Here is an 18,000-nt window from a genome sequence, read left to right as displayed (position 1 = left end):
CGTGACGACCACCAGCATGCATCAGGGCAACATCGCCATTGTCGGCGCGGCGGAGACGGAGCGGATCGGCGTCGTCCCCGACGTGTCGATGATCCACCTGCACACGAACGCGGCGCGGCGCGCCATCGCGGATTCGGGAATCGACATCTCCGAGATCGACGGCGTCGCCACTGCCGGCCCCACCGCGATCGAGGTCGCCGACATGCTCGGCATCCGCCCGCGATGGGCAGACGGCACCATGCTCGGAGGCTGCAGCTTCATGGCGCTCGTGCGCCACGCATCCGCCGCCATCGCCTCCGGCGCCGCGAACGTCGTGCTGGTCACGCACGGCGAGTCCGGCCGCTCCCGCGTCGGCGTGCCCGACTACCGACCGGCACCGAGCTCGATGGGCGGGCAGTTCGAGGCGCCGTTCGGTGCTCTCGCGCCCTACTCGTCGTTCACCACGCCGGTGCTCGCGTTCATGGAATCGCGCGGTTTCACGCGCGAAGACCTCGCCGAGGTCGTCGTGTCGCAGCGGCTGTGGGCCATGCCCAACGAGCGCGCCCAGCGCCGCTCGCCGATCGACGTCGAAGGCGTGCTGTGCGCACCGCCCATCGCCTACCCGTTCACCCGCGACATGTGCTGCGTGGTGACGGATGCCGGCGGTGCACTCGTACTGATGAGCGCCGAGCGGGCTCGCGACCTGCCTTCGGCTGATCGTGCCGTGTACGTGCTCGGATCCGGCGAGGGCACGGAGAGCGTGATCGTCTCGCAGATGGACGACCTCGAGTCGTTCGGGCCGTTCCGCCGCGGGGCCAAGGAGGCGTTCGAGACCGCCGGCGTCAGCCACGCGGACATCGATCACGTGATGTTCTACGACGCGTTCGCCCACCTGCCGCTGTACATGCTGGAAGACACCGGCTTCGTCGGCAAGGGCGAATCCGCCGACTTCTACCGCGAGGGCAACACTCGACCGGGCGGAAAGCTGCCGATCAACACCCAGGGCGGCGGCCTCTCGTACACGCACAGCGGCATGTACGGCATGTTCGCCATCCAGGAGGCCGTTCGGCAGCTCCGCGGCGAGGCCGTGGTGCAGGTTCCTGATGTGCAGACCAGTTTCGTGCAAGGCGTCGGCATGATGTTCGGCGCGGGAGGGAGCCTCGTGCTGTCCAACCGCAGGCCATAGCGCACCGCCGCGTTCACGCGTTGGCGGGGGCGTCCGACGGTGCCGGCAGTGAGCGCAGGCCGCCACCCGGATGTCCCCGTCGGCTTCACGCTCCGCGTGAGCGTGAAGCCGGCGGGACTCGCGTTGTGATTCCGAATTGCGAGCACTTCGCAATTCGGCTGGAAATGCCCATTTCCGGCTAATTCTGTGCAATTCGGCGTGCAATGTCGCAGCCCCGATCTCGCTTCAACGAATAACACAAAATGCTCTATACAAACGGTATGTCCGTCTGTAAGGTACCGATAAACCGAACCCGACTGCATTCGAAATGAAGTGGGACCCGAGACAAAGTCGTCCGGGGGTTCATGAAGAATACCGACCGATTCAGGGCAATGGCGCCCAGCCGAACGCCTGCCTTTGCAATCCCATAAGCCGAGGATAGGAATGTCTACAACCACATTCGCCCCAGCGACCGGTGTCGACCGGCGCCTGGCGGCACTCCGCATCAAGCCCGTCAACGCCGTCGCCATCGTCGCCGCGATGATCGTGTTCGTCGGCGACGCGCAGGCGCTCGCACTCATCCCTTTGAACAGCACCATGGAGAAGGAGTACTCGCTCAGTCCGTCGCAGGCCAGCCTGGTGCTGGCGATCCTCGGTCTGGTCGGTGCAGGTTTCCTCCCCGTTCTCACCCGACTGGCGGAACGCATCAGCCTCCGCCTCTTCCTGCTGCTCGGGGTCGCGCTGGTCGCGGTGGGCAACGCCATCTGCGCGCTGGCACCCGGATTCACGCTCCTGCTGATCGGACGCGGCATCATCGGCTTCAGCGCCGCGATGCCGATCGCCCTCGCCCTGGTGCGCGAGAAGGCGGACTCGGAGCACAGCACCAACCGAGCTCTTGCCGTCGTGACCGCTGCAGTCGGCATCAGCGTGGTGTTCTCGTTCCTGCTCGGCGGATTCATCCTCCAGATCGGCGGCCACGTCAGCACGGTGTTCTGGGTCATGGCGGCCGTCGGTCTGCTGACCTTCCTGGTCGGCCTGGTCATCGTCCCCGACTACCGCACCACGACGCGCCAACGGGTCGACCTGCTGGGCGCCATCACCCTGGTCGTCGGTCTCACGCTGATCGCCATCGGCATCGGCTTCGCCGAGAGCTGGGGCGGGACCGGCCTGCTCGTGCTCATCGGCGGCTTCGTGGTGATGATCCTCTGGGTCGTCGTCGAGCTGAACGTCAAGGATCCGATGATCAACCTGCGGCGCACCTTCCGCCGGTACACGGTTCCTGCCTTCATCCTGGGCGGCCTGTTCGGCTTGGTGGCGGTCATCTCCAACCTGGCCGTCACGATGTACGGCGAGTTCAATCCGGAGCCGTTCTCGAAGGTCCCGGCACTCGCCGGCCCGCTCGGCTACGGCTGGGGGCTCATCGTTCTGCAGACGTCGCTGTTCCTCATGCCGACCGCGTTCTTCATCCTGATCGGCGGCTTCACCGTCGGCCGCATCATCACGAAGATCGGCGTGAAGACCACGTTCGCGATCGCCAGCGTCTGCACCATCGTCGCCTTCTCACTCATGGCCATCCTGCACGACCAGATCTGGGCGAACGCGGTCGGCATGGGCATCTGGGGCATCGCGTACGCGCTCGGCAGCACAGCCGCCAACGCCGCAGTGCTGCACGCGGCGGAGAACACGGAGGGTGCACACTTCTCCGCTGCCTCCTCGACGGTCGTCGCGACGATCGGATCCCTCGCCGCACCGATCTTCACCGCCATCCTGTACGCGTTCGCCGTCACGGTGCCGATCCCCGACGGCAAGGGCGGGACGACGCCGACGCAGATCCCGACCGTCACCTCCTACGAGAACACGTACTGGGCGCTGGTCATCTTCGGCGTGCTCATGCTGGTATTCACGGTGCTGCACAAGACGCGCAAGTTCCACAACACAACGGCCGAGGAGCCGACGGCCGAGGCTGTCTCCGACGAAGTGGCCTGATCCAAGCGGTTCCTCACCATCGCTGTGAGGAAGGTGGGGAGCGGCGGTCGCCTGCATGGCGACCGCCGCTCCTTCGTCTCCGGCGCCTCCGACTCGGTCTGATCCCTGGGTGCCGGGATCCCTGGGGGCCGGGATCCCTGAGGACCGGTGCCCTGAGAGCAGGTTGGCCGATTCGTGCAAACAACTGGCGAATCGAATGTCTGAACCGCACATCTTGTCGCCCGCATCGCCCGGTCTAGGGTGGGACCGTTGTCCACCGCACGCCCCGCCGAACGGAGCCCGTCTTGACCACGACCACATCCACCGCGACCCTGTCGCGTCCCACCATCGCCGACCGTCTCGTCTCGCGCTCTGCGCTGAGCAACTCGATCCTCATCGTCGCCGGCACCGCCCTGGTCGCCATCTCGGCGCAGGTCTCCGTGCCGATGTGGCCGGTCCCCGTCACCGGCCAGACGCTCGCCGTGCTGCTCGTCGGAGCGAGCCTCGGCGCCTGGCGCGGCGCGGCGTCCCTCGCGCTCTACATGGTCCTCGGCCTGGCAGGGCTGCCCATCTTCGCCGAGTTCACGGGCGGTCCCGCGTCGGTGCTCCTGCCCAGTTTCGGCTTCATCATCGGGTTCATCCCTGCCGCTGCGCTCATCGGATGGCTGTCCGAACGCGCCTGGGACCGTCGCCCCGTGCTCTCCGCCCTCGGTTTCCTCGGGGCCAGCCTCGTCCCGTTCCTCTTCGGCCTCCCCTACCTGGCCATCGTGCTCGGCCACCTCGGCTTGCCCAACGACTTCGCCTCGGTGATGGCCGCAGGATTCACCCCGTTCATCGTCGGCGGAATCGTCAAGTGGGCGATCGCCGCAGCCCTGCTCCCGTCCGCGTGGGCGCTCGTGCGCTGGGCGGACCGCCGCAACCGCGACTGAGCTTCAGCGCGGTCCCGCCGTGGGCCGCGCACAGCAACGGCCGCCGACATGACATCGCCCGGGAACATGCCGATCTCGCGTGTTCCCGGTCAAAGAATCCTCCGTCATGTCGGCGGCCGTCGTGCGCGTCGGCGCCGCTTCGGACTCTCGGGCCGACTCGGCGTCGGCCCGAGCCGGGCCTCAGGCCTGCGCGATCCGGATCATGTTGCCGCTTGGGTCCCGCACCGCGGCATCCCGCACGCCCCAGAACTGGTCGGTCGGCTCCTGCAGCACCTCGACGCCCGGCTCCGCGGCCAGCCGGTCGAACGTCGACGCCAGGTCGTCGGTGCGCAGCTGGAGCATCTGCAGCTCGCCCTTGGCCAGCAGTGCCGCGACGGCGTCGCCGTCCTCCTGCGAGCGTCCGGCGTGGGGCTGCTCCAGCACGATCTCGATCTCCGGCTGGGATGCCGTGGTCAGCGTGATCCACGTGAAGTCGCCCTGGTTGACCTCGTTCTTCACGGTGAGCCCGAGGATGTCGCGATAGAAGGAAAGGGCTGCCTTCGGGTCGTCGACCAGAACGTGCACGCCACTGATAGCTACTGTCATGGCTCCCACGCTAGGGCGGCCACGGACCCGTCGCTTCTCGGAAACTGCTCGCTTCGGGATGCTTCAGGCGGATGCCGACGCGGCCATCCCCTCCTGTGCCGAAACCGGCTCCGACACCGAACCCGCTTGTGACACGGATGCCGTCCCACCACTCAGCGCCAAGCCGCGTTCGTCGAGGTGCGCCCGTCCCTCGACCTTGCGGTGCCGCGTCAGCACCATGGCCTGACAGGATGCGAACGAGTCCAGCGCCTCGTGGTCGCGATCCCGATACGCCGACGGGGACTCCCCGACCAGCTCGGTGAACCGCGAGGAGAATGAGCCGAGGCTCGTACAGCCGACGGCGGCACAGACATCCGTCACGCTGAGATCGCCTCGGCGCAGCAACGCCATCGCCCGTTCGATGCGGCGCGTCATGAGGTACGAGTACGGCGTCTCCGAGTAGACGTCGCGGAACCGTCTGCTGAAATGCGCGGGCGACATCAGCGCCGTCGCGGCCAGCGCCGGCACGTCGAGCGGCTGCGCATAGTCGCGATCCATGCGGTCGCGCGCCCGGCGCAGTCGGCGCAGTTCGTTCAGGTCGACCCCCATCGCACCAGTCTGCACCCTGGTCGCCGCATGGTTGCAGGAACCAGTCGACCCATCTCGACTCACGTGCGCGGATCCCCGCTGGCCTGCGAGGCCCTACGGGCACGCCACCGCCCCCTCCCGCTCGCGTTGACATGACATCGCGCTCGATTCGGCCGAGAACATGCCACATCGCCCTGTTTCGAACCGGATGTCATGTCTCGGCGACTACCGCACAGGCCTACCGCGCGTGGACGTGACGACTATCGCACGGGCCTACCGCGCGTGGACGTGACCGGTCTGCTCGTTCTCGTCGTCCCCGGGAGGCGGCAGCGTGCAGAAGAATTCGGCGACGAGGCCGCCGACGAGCAGGATGATCGCACTCACCGCCGCGACCACGCTGAGCCAGATCGCGTCCACGCCTGCCAGCACCGGTCGAGTCAGCACGTACACGACGACGCCGATGCCCGTGCCGGTGAGCAGCGCGCCGACGAGACTGCACGCCTTCGCGAGCACGGCGATACGCATGGCCCGGAACGGGTCAACGTGCACCTTCACCTTGCTGCGCACAGCACGCCGGATCGGGATCGCCAGCAACACCACGATGACGCCGATCGCTACCAGCGTGACCGACAGCGACACCGGCGGGATCAGCATCGACGTCCCAGCAGCCACCAGGAGCACCTCGAGCAGGTATCCGATTGCCACGCCCACGATGCCGAGCGCGATCAGAGCGGCGGGTCCGGTGCGTCTCACGACCGTGCTCCCTCGCTCGATCCGTCCGACTCGGCGCCTTCGGCCTCCGTTGCGGCCCGAGCTCCGATCGCACTGTCGGCACCGGCACCGACACCGGCGTCAGCACCGGCGCCGGCGTCAGCAGCTGCGGATGCCCGCACTCGCCGCAGCAGCTCGTCCACCCGTCCCAGCCCCGGCAGCTCGGCATCAGGGTCGACGTCCAGCCACGGTGCGAGCACGAACTCGCGCTCTGCTGCGCGCGGATGCGGCAGCACGAGCGTGTCGTCGTCGATGTACCGACCGCCCATCGCGATGAGGTCGAGGTCGAGCGTGCGGTTGCCCCAGCGTTCGACACGAACCCGGCCGTTGGCATCCTCGATGCGGTGCAGCTCGTCGAGGAGCGCGTGCGGATCCAGCGCCGTCGAGATGAGCGCGACGCCGTTGAGATAGCGCGGGGCGTCCTCGTCGACGCCGTCGAGCCGAAGGGCAGCTGTCTCGTGGAAGGGCGAGACGGCATCCAGCCGGACTCCTGGGGTGGAGGCGAGGTCGTCGATGGCCGCCCGGATCGTGGCCTCACGGTCGCCGAGGTTGCTGCCGAACGCCACAACGGCGGGCTCGAGGGGCAGCATCCGCTGCGGTTTCGGTGCCAGGGGGCTCACAGTGCTCGTTCCTGACCGGTCGGGCTCTCGCCTTGAGTCTCGTCCGACCGGGTCATCGCATCGGACCGCCCGAGCTCGCCGGTCGGCGCACCGCCGTCGGCCCACGCGCGATCTCGCACAACGGTCACGGCCACATCGCCGAACGGCACGGAGATGGGTGCGTTCGGCTTGTGCACCGTCACCTCCACGTGCTTGACCGGGAACGACAGCGCGACGCGCGCCACCCGCTCCGCCACGGTCTCGATGAGGTCCACCGGATCGGAGGCCACGGCATCCGCCACCGCCTCCGCCAGCTCCCCGTAGTGCACGGTCGCCGCGAGCTCGTCGCCGCGAGCGGCGGGCCCGAGGTCGAGCCAGGCGACGACATCGACCACGAAGTCCTGACCCTGCTCGCGTTCGAAGTCGAACACGCCGTGATGCGCGTGCACCCGCAGCCCGGTGAGCGTGATGCGATCGGCGTTCATCGGGTGTCCTTTCCGCTCTCCGTGCCCACGGATCCACCGTCCCAGTGCCGAACGACGTCCAGCGCGATCCGCGTGGACACCACATCGTGCACGCGCACACCCCACACGCCTTCCCTGGCGGCGAGGGCGGCCACGACGGCGCTGGGCAGGTCGCGATCCTGCGGTGTCGCGCCGTCCCACATCAGGTCGGACAGGAAACGCTTGCGCGACGCCCCGACCAGCACCGGCAGTCCGGCGGCCTCGAAGTCGCGCAGGTGGCGCAGCACGTCCCAGTTGTGATCCGACGCCTTCGCGAACCCGAGCCCGGGGTCAACGATGATGCGTTCAGGTGCCACCCCCTGGGCCTCCAGCGCGTCAACGCGACGGAAGAGCTCCTCGCGGATCTCGCGCGCGGCATCCGTGTAGTGGGCCAGGTCGTTCATCGTGCGGCTGTGCCCTCGCCAGTGCATCACCACGTAGTCCACGCCGCGCTCGGCGACAAGGGGACCCATCGCGGGGTCCGCCAGCCCGCCCGAGACGTCGTTGACGATCTGCGCTCCCGCGTCAACGGCGGCCCCGGCAGTCTCGCTGTTCATCGTGTCGATGCTCACGCGGATGCCACGCCCCGCCAGCTCTCGCACGACCGGCAGCACGCGCCCCAGCTCCGCCGGCACGGGTACGCGTTCCGCGCCGGGACGCGTGGACTCGCCGCCGACATCGACGATGTGCGCGCCCTGCGCGGCCAGCTCGAGACCGTGCGCGATGGCGGCATCCGTTGATGCCCACCGTCCGCCGTCGCTGAACGAGTCCGGCGTCACGTTGAGCACGCCCATGATGAGGGTCGTCTGGCGTTCGGCCGTCACTGCACGCCCCTGCCGATGAGGGTGATGAGCTCGGCTCGCACGACCGGATCGCCGAGCTCGCCGCGGCTCGCGATCGTGACCGTCGAGGCATCCGTCTGACGAGCACCGCGTGTCGTCACACACGCGTGCTTCGCGTCGAGCACCACGAGGACCCCGCGCGGATCGAGTCCCTCGACGAACGTGTCCGCGATCTCCTCGGTCAGCCGCTCCTGCACCTGCGGCCGAGCCGCGAGGATCTCGACCACCTTCGGCAGCCTGCCGAGGCCGACAACACGTTCGCGCGGCAGATACGCCAGGTGCGCCACGCCGGTGAACGGCAGCAGGTGATGCTCGCACATCGAGCGGAAGTGGATGTCGCGCAACAGCACCGTCTCGGCGTCGCTGTCTCCGAGCGGGACGGTGTCACGCAGCGGTTCCACCGGATCCAGCCCGAGCCCGCCGAAGAACTCCTCGTAGGAGTCGGCGACGCGCGACGGCGTCTGCGCAAGCCCCGGACGCGCGACATCCTCGCCGATGGCGGCGAGGATGTCGGCGACGGCCGCTTCTACACGTGCGCGGTCGATAGCCATGCAGCTATTCTGCCGGGCTACGCGGTGGCCGGGCGCGGGTTGATCTGGCGCGAGCGCTTCGGGGTGGGCGTTGAGTCGACGTCTCCGTCGACGACGCCCTCGTCGATCGGCGCGGTCGCCGGCTCCGGGAAGGCGATCGGCGGGATCCCGGGCGACACCCGGTTGTCGGCAGACACCCATTCCGGACGCTCCGGCAGCTTCTTCACGTTCTTGAAGATCTCGGCGATCTGGTGGTGGTCGAGCGTCTCCTTCTCGAGCAACTCGCGCGCCAGGCTGTCCAGGATGTCGCGGTTGTCGTTGATGACCTGCCACGCCTCGTCGTGCGCTTTCTCGATGAGGGCGCGCACCTCGGCGTCGACCTTCTCCGCGATGTTCTCGGAGTAGTCGCGCTGGTGGCCCATGTCGCGACCGAGGAACATCTCGCCGGACGACTGGCCGAGCTTGACGGATCCGATGTCCGAGCTCATGCCGTACTCGGTGACCATCTTGCGGGCGATGCCGGTGGCCTTCTCGATGTCGTTCGATGCCCCGGTGGTCGGGTCCTTGAAGACGACCTCTTCGGCGACGCGTCCGCCCATCGCGTAGGCGAGCTGATCGAGCAGCTCGTTGCGCGTGACGGAGTACTTGTCTTCGAGCGGGAGCACCATCGTGTAACCGAGGGCGCGACCGCGCGGCAGGATCGTGATCTTCGTCACCGGGTCGGTGTGGCGCATCGCGGCCGCAGCAAGGGCGTGACCGCCCTCGTGGTAGGCGGTGATGAGCTTCTCCTGGTCCTTCATCACACGCGTGCGGCGCTGCGGACCGGCGATCACGCGGTCGATGGCCTCGTCCAGTGCGCGGTTGTCGATCAGCTGCGCGTTGGAACGCGCGGTGAGCAGAGCGGCCTCGTTGAGCACGTTGGCCAGGTCGGCACCGGTGAATCCCGGAGTCTTGCGGGCGACGACCTCGAGGTCGACACCGGCTGCCAGCGGCTTGCCGCGGCCGTGCACCTCGAGGATCTTCTTGCGACCCAGCAGGTCGGGTGCGTCCACACCGATCTGGCGGTCGAAACGACCGGGACGCAGCAGCGCCGGGTCGAGGATGTCGGGGCGGTTGGTCGCCGCAATGAGGATGACGTTGGTCTTGACGTCGAATCCGTCCATCTCCACGAGCAGCTGGTTCAGCGTCTGCTCGCGCTCGTCGTGTCCACCGCCGAGGCCGGCGCCACGGTGACGGCCGACGGCGTCGATCTCGTCGACGAAGATGATGGCGGGCGCGTTCTGCTTGGCCTGGTCGAACAGGTCGCGAACGCGGCTCGCGCCGACGCCGACGAACATCTCCACGAAGTCGGAACCCGAGATGGAGTAGAACGGCACGCCCGCTTCGCCGGCGACGGCGCGCGCGAGCAGCGTCTTACCTGTACCGGGAGGGCCGTACAGCAGCACGCCCTTGGGGATGCGTGCACCGACCGCCTGGAACTTGGCGGGCTCCTTCAGGAAGTCCTTGATCTCCTGAAGCTCCTCGATGGCCTCGTCGCTGCCGGCGACGTCGTCGAACGTGACCTTCGGGCTCTCCTTGGAGACGAGCTTGGCCCGCGACTTGCCGAACTGCATGACCTTGTTGCCGCCGCCCTGCATGCCGGAGAGCATGAGCCAGAAGAAGGCGCCGATCAGCACGACAGGGAGCAGGATGCTCAACGCGGAGAGCCACCAGCTGGGCTGCGGAACCTGGTCGTCGTAGCCCTTGGACAGGTTGGCGTCGGTGACGGCCTTGACGACCTCGGTACCGCGCGGAGCCACGTAATAGAACTGCACCTGCGTGCCGTTGTTGCCGTCGGCCTCCTTGAGCGTGAGGTCGACGCGCTGGTCGGTGTCCACGATGACAGCCGACGAGACCTTGCCGTCCTTCAGAAGCTCAAGACCCTGTTCCGTCTTGATCTGCTTGAAGCCCGACATCGTGATCAGGCTCGAGCCGATCCACACGATGATGACCGCGAGCACGATCCACAGAATGGGGCCACGGAAGATCTTTTTCAGGTTCATGGTGAAGTCAGGGTACCGCCACGCTCCTGGAGGGCGTCTGCGTGTTCGCCCTCGGCGTGCACTGTGCTTCCTGTGCGCCGGAGAACCGCCCGGCGCACCGCTGTCGACCCCGCGACGAAACCAGTCCGGCGGCGTACACGCCGCGACCTCCAGGAGCGGCCCACGTCAGTCCTCGTAGACGTGCGGAGCGAGGATCCCGACGGACCGCAGATTGCGGTAACGCTCGGCGAAGTCCAGACCGTAGCCGACCACGAAGTCGTTCGGGATGTCGAAGCCGACGTACTTCACATCGACCTCCACCTTGGCGGCGTCCGGCTTGCGCAGCAGGGCGCAGATCTCGACGGATGCCGGACCGCGCGACACGAGGTTCTCTCGCAGCCACGAGAGGGTGATTCCGGAATCGATGATGTCCTCGACGATGAGCACGTGTCGCCCCTCGAGTGCCGCGTCGAGGTCCTTCAGGATCCGCACAACACCGCTGGACTTCGTGCTCGCGCCGTACGAGCTCACTGCCATCCAGTCCATGTTGATCGGGATGCTGAGCGCTCGCGCCAGATCCGCCATCACCATGACGGCACCCTTGAGCACACCGACCAGGAGCACGTCCTTACCCGCGTAATCCGCGTCGATCTCCGCCGCCATCTCGGCGAGCCGAGTCCGGATCTGCTCCTCCGTGACGAGAACCTTCGTGAGGTCGCCCTCGATGTCTTCTGGCAGCATGCGTGCAATCCTACGGCGACCCGGTCGGCGGAGCTTGGGGTCCCGGCCGCCGGTTCCGGCGCGTCGCGCAGCGAAACCAGCTTGCGAACAGGCACCCTCCGGCTGGTTTCGACAAGGTCGACCAGCGGTCGTTCCTCGCCCCGCGGTATCCGCTCAGTGGTCGTGCGGCAGCACCGTCGTCGAGCCTGTCGTCGAGAACACGAGGTGTCCGCCGGAGCGGGATGCGCTGATCCCGCCTGGCAGATCGAGCGCCTTCTGTCCGTGCCAGTCGGTCACAAGGCGTGCGACGGCGAGAACGTGCACGCGTTCCAGCGCGACGCCGAACTCGCTCGACACGACGAACCGGATGATGCGGTTGCGCAACGCGGGCGGGTTCGCCTCGAGCGCCCCCACCGACACGGCGATGCCCGCCTCGGCCGGCGCGCAGATGTCCTCGATGACCTCCTCGATCATCTCGTCGAACGCCTCGGCGTCTTCGCGGAGTTGATCCGCCGTGCGTGCGAGCGCTTCGGCGACGCCCGGACCGAGCTCTCGCTCCAGCACGGGCAGTACGTTCCGCCTCACGCGCACGCGCGTATAAGAGGGGTCGAGATTGTGCGGGTCGTCCCACGGTTCGAGGTCGGCGTCCAGACACGCCTGTCGCGTCGTCGCCCGCCGGATGCCCAGCAGCGGCCGCACCACGAATCCACCCTCGCTCGCCATTCCCTGCAGGCTGGCAGCACCGGATCCACGGGCGAGACCGAGCAGCACCGTCTCCGCCTGGTCGTCGAGCGTGTGGGCGAGCAGCACCCGCGTCGCGCCGGCCTCCGTCAGCGCCTCGGTGAAAGCGGCGTGCCGCGCATCCCTGGCAGCGTTCTCCGGACCGCCGCCGTCGGACGCTTGGGAGACGTGCACCCGCTTGACGACGACGGGGTCGAGGCCGAGCGCGACCGCCTGCGCGCGTGCGCGGTCTGCGGTCTCGGCCGAGGCATCCTGCAGCCCGTGGTCCACGATGACGGCGCCCACCCGGATGCCGGCCCGCGGCCCCTCGAAAGCCGCTCCGGCCGCCAGCGCCAACGAGTCCGGCCCGCCCGAGAGCCCCACGAGCACGAGGTCGCCCTCGGCGACTCCCGCGGATGCCAGACCCTCCCGCACAGCGCGCCGGATGTCCGCGATCGGCGGTGTGAGTCGCGGGCGGCGTTCGGCTTCGGTCACGCCTCCACGCTAGGCGTTGTCGTCGCCGGGAGGCAGCGCCGACATGTTCGCAATTCAGGAACACGGCGGGCTGAACGGGCGAAAACCGCGCCGTTCAGCGCCGGTGGCCAGAGGTCAAACGGCACGGGTCCTGAATTGTGAACGTGGCGGAGGCCGAGTCGACCGCACAAAAGCCGGAAGGAGTACGGAGATCGGCAGACGGGAGAGCCGACCGGGCGCCGGCGCACAGGGCGCCGGCGACCTGGCACGAGCAGACCGGGTGCCAGCGCGCGTCCCTTTTGTCCCGGGTAGATTGAGTGAGCGTGTCTGCGGCGGCGACGCGTGTGTGTGCGGCCGCGGCGGACATCCCATCAGACATCCCACACATCCACCGATTGAACTGGAGCACCCATGGCCGACTACGACGCGATCATCGAGATTCCGCGCGGCAGCCGCAACAAGTACGAGGTCGACCACGAGACGGGTCGGGTGTACCTGGACCGCGTGCTGTACACGAACTTCAGCTACCCCACCGACTACGGATTCTTCGAGAACACGCTCGGTGAGGACGGCGATCCGCTCGACGTGCTCGTGCTGCTCGACTACCCGCTGTTCCCGGGCGTCGGCGTGAAGGTGCGTCCGGTGGGCGTGCTGCACATGAGCGACGAGGCGGGTGGCGACGACAAGATCATCGCGGTGCAGTACAAGGATCCGCGCTGGTCGCACATCCAGGACGTCGACGACATCGCCGAGTACACGAAGAAGGAGATCCAGCACTTCTTCGAGCACTACAAAGACCTCGAGCCCGGCAAGTGGGTCAAGGTGGATGCCTGGGGCTCCGCCGCCGACGCCGACCGCCTCGTGCAGGAGGCCATCGCGCGCCTCGCCGAGCAGGGTCACTGAGTCCGGCCAACATCTCTGGTGCAGAAGCCGAGCAGAACAGCGCTCGCCGTCATCGCGGCGAGCGCTGTTCTCGCTCTGCTCTCCGGATGCTCCGCATCCTCGAGCACGCGGCCTCACCCTGGCACGAACTCACCCGGCACGCCCAGCGCGGCGCCCGCACCCTCCATCGACGCGGCGGCGCTGGATGCCGAGCTTGCAGGCATCGAGACACGCTACGGCGCACGGGTCGGCCTCCGACTGATCGACACCGGCAGCCGAGTCTCGTTCGGCTACCGAGCTGACGAACGCTTCGCGCTCGACTCCACCGCCAAGCTGCTCACGTCGGGCATGCTGCTGAAGGAGGCCGACGACGCGCGCCTTGGCACCGTCATCCGATACGGCCAGTCCGATCTGCAGTCCTACTCGCCCATCACGTCGCAGCACGTGCAGACCGGGATGACGCTGTCCGCCCTCATCGCTGCCGCTCTGCAGTACAGCGACAACACGGCGGCGAATCTGCTGTACGACCAGCTCGGCGGACCTGCCGCCGCGCAGGATCGGTTGCGCGCCTGGGGCGATGCGGTCACGAACCTCGACCGGATAGAGCCCGATCTCAACTCCGCCGTCCCCGGGGATCCTCGCGACACCTCGACGCCGACGCAGATGGCGACGAACCTGAAGTCGCTGCTCCTCGGTGATCGGCTCTCGACCCCTCGGCGGCAGACCCTCGTCGACACCATGCTGGCGAACACGACAGGGGACACATTCATCCGCGCGGGTGTCCCGTCCGGCTGGCGGGTCGCAGACAAGACGGGCAACGGGGGTTACGGGTCGCGCAACGACATCGCCGTGCTCTACCCTCCTGGCGCGGAGCCGATCGTGCTGGCGATCTACACCACCAGAAGCACGGCGGATGCCTCATCCGACGACGACCTGATCGCCACCGTCACGCGCACCGTCGTCGATGCCCATCCGCGTGACTGACCGGCACGACAGGGAGTCCGGACTGCGTGCCGAAGCGCATCGGATGCCGTGCGGACTCAGGCCGACGGACGCGCGACGTATCCCACGGGCGAGCCCCACAGGCTCTGGATGGCCAGCGGCTCTCCGTAGTCGCGGGCGGCGATGATCTGGTTGTTCCCCAGGTAGATCGCCACGTGGTAGAGGTTGCCGCCGCTGTCCGCCCAGAAGATCAGGTCGCCCCGCTGGCGCTGGCTTAAGGGTACGAGTTGCCCGTGGTTCGCCGCGTAGCTGTACTGCAGCCCCACGCTGTGCCCGCCGATGTAGATGCCCGCCGCCTGGTAGGCCATCATCGTCAGGCCCGAGCAGTCGTAGTACACGGGGCCGGCGCCGTTCAACTCGTACGGGGCGCCCTGGCGCGCCGTCGCGTATCCGATGGCTGTCTCGACAGCACTCGCGTTCGGTGCGCCCGCCGAGCCGCCCCCGGATGGTGCCGCCGGAGCGCCGCCGCCTGAAGAGGACCCGCCGGACGACGAGCCACCCCCCGACGAACTGCCACTCGGCTGCGACGTGACGGCAGGCGGAACGGTCGCTGATTGGGTCGCAACCTTCGCTGCCTTCGCGGCGACGCCATCCGCGTACTGCTGCGCCACCTGCTCCGACGTGTTCTGCAGCGACGCCAGCTGGGTGACGAGCTCGGCCTGCTTCGACTGCTGGGTCGCCAGTGCTGTGCGAGCCGCGGTGGCGGCATCCTTCGCTTTCTGCAGCGCGGTGGATGCGGCATCCGCGAGCTGTTTGCGGGCCTTCTCGGCGACCGTCGCCTGGTCCGCGAGCGAGGCAGCGGCGTTCTTGTCGCTCACCGCCTGACGGTAGATCGTGGCCGACTGCTCGGTCAGCTGGCTCATCGCACTGAGCTGATCGAGCAGCTGGTGCGACGCGTCCGGGTCGCCGCCGGAGAGGAACAGGTTCACGGACGAGTCGCCGCCCGTCTTGGCCAGGTGAGACGCCAGCAGCCCCGCCCGCAGGGCGGATGCCTTCGCCGTCTTCTCGGCGGCCTTGGCCTTCTTCTGCAGGTCGTCCGATGTGGCTGTCGCGTCGTCGAGCTTGCCCTTGGCGACGAGGTACCCCTCCGCGGCGAGGTCCGCCTGCATGCTGGCGGCATCCGCCTGCTTCTGCAGGTCGCCGATGAGCCCCGTGATCGTGTCGACGAGTGCCTGCTGATCGGCGACGTTCTGCTTCGCCTGCTGCACGTCGTTCCAGTTCGGGTAGTCGTCGGCGTGTGCCGGCGGCACCACGATGCCGATGGCGCCGGTCATCACGCCCACCGCTGCTGCGCCCAGCGACAGCGAGCCGAGCCCGAATCCGGAGGTGCGGCTCTGCGGATGCTCGCCCCGGTCATCCGTGATCGCCGGATCCGCGACCGGGTGCCCGGTTGGGCCCCACACCGAGGTCCGTTCCCGCTGCCGGCGCTCCGCCTGCAGGATGTCGTTCTCGCGGCGCAGACGTTCGTCCGTGCGCGCGCTCTCGTTCGGCGATTCGCTTGCCATATCGCCCCCCGCGATATTTCTCAGTCGAGCGGGGCTCCCCGCTCGGCCATGAACGGGATCGGATTGATTGCGCTCCCGTTGTTCCGCACCTCGAAGTGCAGGTGGCACCCTGTCGAGTTGCCGGTTGAGCCGATCCTGGCGATCGGTTCCCCCGCACCGACGCTCTCGCCGATGCTCACCATGATGCCTCCGGACACGATATGTCCGTATCCCGTGGAAATGCCACCCCCGTTGTCCAGCAGGATGAAGTTGCCGTAGCCCCCGTTCGGGCCCGCCCACGTCACGACTCCGTCGTGCGCGGCGTAGATCGTGTTGTTGCAGCCGGCCCCGATGTCGACACCCTCGTGGTAGGTCGTGCATCCGGAGCATGGCGCGACGCGGGTGCCGAAATAGTCCGTGATCGGGCCGCTCGCGGGCACCGCCCAGCCCTGCGGACCGACGTGTCCGCCCTGGCGCGCTGCGACCGCCGCCGCCTCCGCAGCCTTGCGGCGCTCCTCGACGCCTGCCTGGTATCCGGCGACCGTCGCGGTCGTCGTGTCCTTCAGCGCCGACAGCTGCGCTTCGAGGATGACGGACTGTGCCTGCTGCGTCGCCAGCGCGGCCTGAGCTGCCTGCGCGGCCGCGATCGCCTTCTTGAGGGCGGCATCCGCTTCGGTACGCAGCTGCTCGCGCTCGTGCAGCGCCGCGGTCGCCTGATCGCTCATCGACTTGGCGGTGTTCCGCGCCTGCGCCGCCTGCTCGTAGACGCCGCTCGTGTTCTCCACGAGTTTGGAGGCAGATCCGAGGTGGTCGAGCAGCTTGGCGGCATCCTTCGGATCCTTCGATCCGGTCAGGAAGATGTTGGTCGAGAGGTCGCCGCCGCCTGTGCGGTAGAGCTCGGCGACGAGGCGTCCCGCCTGTGTGGTCGCGGCATCCGCCTTCTTCGTCAGAGCGGATGCCTGCGCCTGCAACGTCTGCGCCTTCACGTCGGCCGCGTCGAACCTCTGCTGCGCCAGGTTGAACTCGTTGCCGGCGGCGACAGAGGCTGCCTGCGTCTGCTCGACCTGCGTCTGCAGACTCGCGATCAGGCCCTGGATCTTCGTCACCTCGGCCTGCGCCGCCGCCTCGTTGGCCTTGGCCGCCTGCACGTCCGCCCAGCTCGGGTAGTCGTCGGCATGTGCCGGTGCGGCGACGCCACCCACCAGTACGACGGCGAGAACGCCGACGAGCACCTGGCCGAGACCACGGATCGCGGATGCACGCGACGCTCCCCGAAAGAGCGCGCGTCGTCGCGTGCTTTCGTCTGGCGTCATGGCTCTCGTCCTCGGGTGGGTCGCGGAGTGTCCGTCGGGCGGTGTGCGTGAGCGACTGTACCCGGGCGCTGCCGCGGGTTCGGCACATTCCCGGGGGTGGCGGGAATCGATGCTGAGCAGGCGACGCGCCCGAGCTGCGCGGCGACATCCGCTCGGTTTGGCAATCGCCCTGGGGTCATCTAAGCTAATCCCTCGGAAGTCAAGCGCCGTGGGCGTGGACGGCCCCATCGTTTAGTGGCCTAGGACGCCGCCCTTTCACGGCGGTAGCACGGGTTCGAATCCCGTTGGGGTCACGACTACACTTGATGACTGACATACCGAATAACTGAATACACACATGGCCCTGTAGCGCAGTTGGTTAGCGTGCCGCCCTGTCACGGCGGAGGTCGCGGGTTCAAGTCCCGTCAGGGTCGCTCTGGAGAAGCCCTCCCTTATGGAGGGCTTCTTTTCCAGTAGGCGTCCATTGGATGCCATGGCTCTGTAGCTCAGTTGGTAGAGCGTTCGACTGAAAATCGAAAGGTCACCGGATCGATGCCGGTCGGAGCCACCACGTAAGACGCAATTCCATCGGGTGTTTCCTGCTCGGAGCCGCTTCCCCTCTGCGAAGCCCCGCCATTTGGGGCCATCTGGTGCCGAGCGAGGCATGGACTCGCAATGGTCCTTCGTCGAACGCAAGCGAGACACTGCGCGACCACAAGTCAGCGCTTCGGCTCGCTGATCTCCTGGCCTGCGAGCAGTCGGCCGAGGTTCCAGCGCAATCCGTCGACCAGCCCCGTTGAGAGGTCCTTCGGCGTGCCGAGCTCGGTGACGGCGCTATCGAGCGCCGCCAATAATTCGGCGACAATGGCCGATGCGCGCCGCTCGTCCTCGCGGCTCCGGACAGTGAATTCGCTGGTCGGCGTCACGATCAACCGGGGTAACTCGTCTGTGCGGTGCGGGCGCGTCGGCG

General features: G+C 68.0%; 17 protein-coding genes, 3 tRNA genes and 1 pseudogene. 8 read left to right on the top strand and 13 right to left on the bottom strand.

Going from position 1 to position 18,000, the window contains the following annotated elements; translation table 11 throughout:
- Position 1: 1 nt before the first annotated feature.
- From ACX9R5_RS05710 to ACX9R5_RS05700, 3 genes are all read left to right on the top strand, one after another.
- Positions 2–1,165 (top strand): thiolase C-terminal domain-containing protein, encoded by a 1,164-nt coding sequence (locus ACX9R5_RS05710; protein ID WP_459408031.1) that lies wholly within the window; start codon positions 2–4, stop codon positions 1,163–1,165.
- A gap of 423 nt (positions 1,166–1,588) precedes the next feature.
- Positions 1,589–3,130: an MFS transporter gene (locus ACX9R5_RS05705; protein ID WP_459408030.1), complete on the top strand. Its 1,542-nt coding sequence runs from the start codon at positions 1,589–1,591 to the stop codon at positions 3,128–3,130.
- Positions 3,131–3,414: 284 nt separating this feature from the next.
- Positions 3,415–4,038, top strand: a complete 624-nt coding sequence (locus tag ACX9R5_RS05700; RefSeq protein WP_459408029.1) for a biotin transporter BioY — start codon at positions 3,415–3,417, stop codon at positions 4,036–4,038.
- A gap of 180 nt (positions 4,039–4,218) precedes the next feature.
- Here ACX9R5_RS05700 and ACX9R5_RS05695 read toward each other — a convergent pair whose 3' ends face one another.
- The 10 genes and pseudogenes from ACX9R5_RS05695 to tilS all read right to left on the bottom strand — a co-directional run bounded on the left by ACX9R5_RS05695 (position 4,219) and on the right by tilS (position 12,391).
- Positions 4,219–4,623, bottom strand: a complete 405-nt coding sequence (locus ACX9R5_RS05695; RefSeq protein ID WP_459408028.1) for a VOC family protein — start codon at positions 4,621–4,623, stop codon at positions 4,219–4,221.
- A 204-nt stretch (positions 4,624–4,827) separates the two neighbouring features.
- A pseudogene (locus tag ACX9R5_RS05690) lies at positions 4,828–5,211 on the bottom strand (helix-turn-helix transcriptional regulator); the annotation flags it as partial.
- Between the two features lie 252 nt (positions 5,212–5,463).
- Complete coding sequence (locus ACX9R5_RS05685) at positions 5,464–5,943, bottom strand: DUF3180 domain-containing protein (RefSeq protein ID WP_459408027.1); 480 nt, start codon at positions 5,941–5,943, stop codon at positions 5,464–5,466.
- On the bottom strand, positions 5,940–6,581 hold the full coding sequence (gene folK / locus ACX9R5_RS05680; protein ID WP_459408026.1) for a 2-amino-4-hydroxy-6-hydroxymethyldihydropteridine diphosphokinase: 642 nt from the start codon (positions 6,579–6,581) through the stop codon (positions 5,940–5,942). Before folK ends, ACX9R5_RS05685 begins: the two co-directional genes overlap by 4 nt.
- Positions 6,578–7,045 (bottom strand): dihydroneopterin aldolase, encoded by a 468-nt coding sequence (gene folB / locus ACX9R5_RS05675; RefSeq protein ID WP_459408025.1) that lies wholly within the window; start codon positions 7,043–7,045, stop codon positions 6,578–6,580. The genes folK and folB overlap by 4 nt, the downstream gene beginning before the upstream one ends.
- Positions 7,042–7,887: a dihydropteroate synthase gene (folP, locus tag ACX9R5_RS05670; protein ID WP_459408024.1), complete on the bottom strand. Its 846-nt coding sequence runs from the start codon at positions 7,885–7,887 to the stop codon at positions 7,042–7,044. The genes folB and folP overlap by 4 nt, the downstream gene beginning before the upstream one ends.
- On the bottom strand, positions 7,884–8,456 hold the full coding sequence (gene folE / locus ACX9R5_RS05665) for a GTP cyclohydrolase I FolE (RefSeq protein ID WP_459408023.1): 573 nt from the start codon (positions 8,454–8,456) through the stop codon (positions 7,884–7,886). The genes folP and folE overlap by 4 nt, the downstream gene beginning before the upstream one ends.
- Positions 8,457–8,473: 17 nt before the next feature.
- Complete coding sequence (gene ftsH, locus ACX9R5_RS05660) at positions 8,474–10,477, bottom strand: ATP-dependent zinc metalloprotease FtsH (RefSeq protein WP_459408022.1); 2,004 nt, start codon at positions 10,475–10,477, stop codon at positions 8,474–8,476.
- Between the two features lie 165 nt (positions 10,478–10,642).
- Positions 10,643–11,197: a hypoxanthine phosphoribosyltransferase gene (hpt, locus tag ACX9R5_RS05655; protein ID WP_459408021.1), complete on the bottom strand. Its 555-nt coding sequence runs from the start codon at positions 11,195–11,197 to the stop codon at positions 10,643–10,645.
- A gap of 153 nt (positions 11,198–11,350) precedes the next feature.
- Positions 11,351–12,391: a tRNA lysidine(34) synthetase TilS gene (gene tilS, locus ACX9R5_RS05650; protein WP_459408020.1), complete on the bottom strand. Its 1,041-nt coding sequence runs from the start codon at positions 12,389–12,391 to the stop codon at positions 11,351–11,353.
- A gap of 390 nt (positions 12,392–12,781) precedes the next feature.
- Here tilS and ppa point away from each other — a divergent pair, with 390 nt between their 5' ends.
- Entirely contained in the window at positions 12,782–13,273 is a 492-nt protein-coding gene (gene ppa / locus ACX9R5_RS05645; protein ID WP_459408019.1) for an inorganic diphosphatase, read from the top strand.
- Positions 13,274–13,291: 18 nt separating this feature from the next.
- Positions 13,292–14,236, top strand: a complete 945-nt coding sequence (gene bla, locus ACX9R5_RS05640; RefSeq protein ID WP_459408018.1) for a class A beta-lactamase — start codon at positions 13,292–13,294, stop codon at positions 14,234–14,236.
- A gap of 56 nt (positions 14,237–14,292) precedes the next feature.
- Here bla and ACX9R5_RS05635 read toward each other — a convergent pair whose 3' ends face one another.
- A complete protein-coding gene (locus ACX9R5_RS05635) occupies positions 14,293–15,759 on the bottom strand; it encodes a C40 family peptidase (protein WP_459408017.1) in 1,467 nt (488 codons plus the stop codon).
- A 20-nt stretch (positions 15,760–15,779) separates the two neighbouring features.
- Entirely contained in the window at positions 15,780–17,051 is a 1,272-nt protein-coding gene (locus ACX9R5_RS05630) for a peptidoglycan DD-metalloendopeptidase family protein (RefSeq protein WP_459408016.1), read from the bottom strand.
- 220 nt (positions 17,052–17,271) lie between these two features.
- Between ACX9R5_RS05630 and ACX9R5_RS05625 the strand changes: the two genes are divergently transcribed.
- The 3 genes from ACX9R5_RS05625 to ACX9R5_RS05615 all read left to right on the top strand — a co-directional run bounded on the left by ACX9R5_RS05625 (position 17,272) and on the right by ACX9R5_RS05615 (position 17,601).
- A tRNA-Glu gene (locus ACX9R5_RS05625) sits at positions 17,272–17,344 on the top strand.
- A gap of 46 nt (positions 17,345–17,390) precedes the next feature.
- Positions 17,391–17,464: transfer RNA gene (locus ACX9R5_RS05620), tRNA-Asp, on the top strand.
- Between the two features lie 61 nt (positions 17,465–17,525).
- Positions 17,526–17,601: transfer RNA gene (locus tag ACX9R5_RS05615), tRNA-Phe, on the top strand.
- 148 nt (positions 17,602–17,749) lie between these two features.
- Here ACX9R5_RS05615 and ACX9R5_RS05610 read toward each other — a convergent pair.
- Positions 17,750–17,956: a hypothetical protein gene (locus tag ACX9R5_RS05610; RefSeq protein ID WP_459408015.1), complete on the bottom strand. Its 207-nt coding sequence runs from the start codon at positions 17,954–17,956 to the stop codon at positions 17,750–17,752.
- Between the last annotated feature and the right edge of the window lie 44 nt (positions 17,957–18,000).

The sequence above is a fragment of the Rathayibacter sp. CAU 1779 genome, from assembly GCF_054551755.1.
The sequence above is the reverse complement of the archived record's forward strand: the minus strand, read 5'-3'. Positions and strand labels throughout refer to the sequence as shown.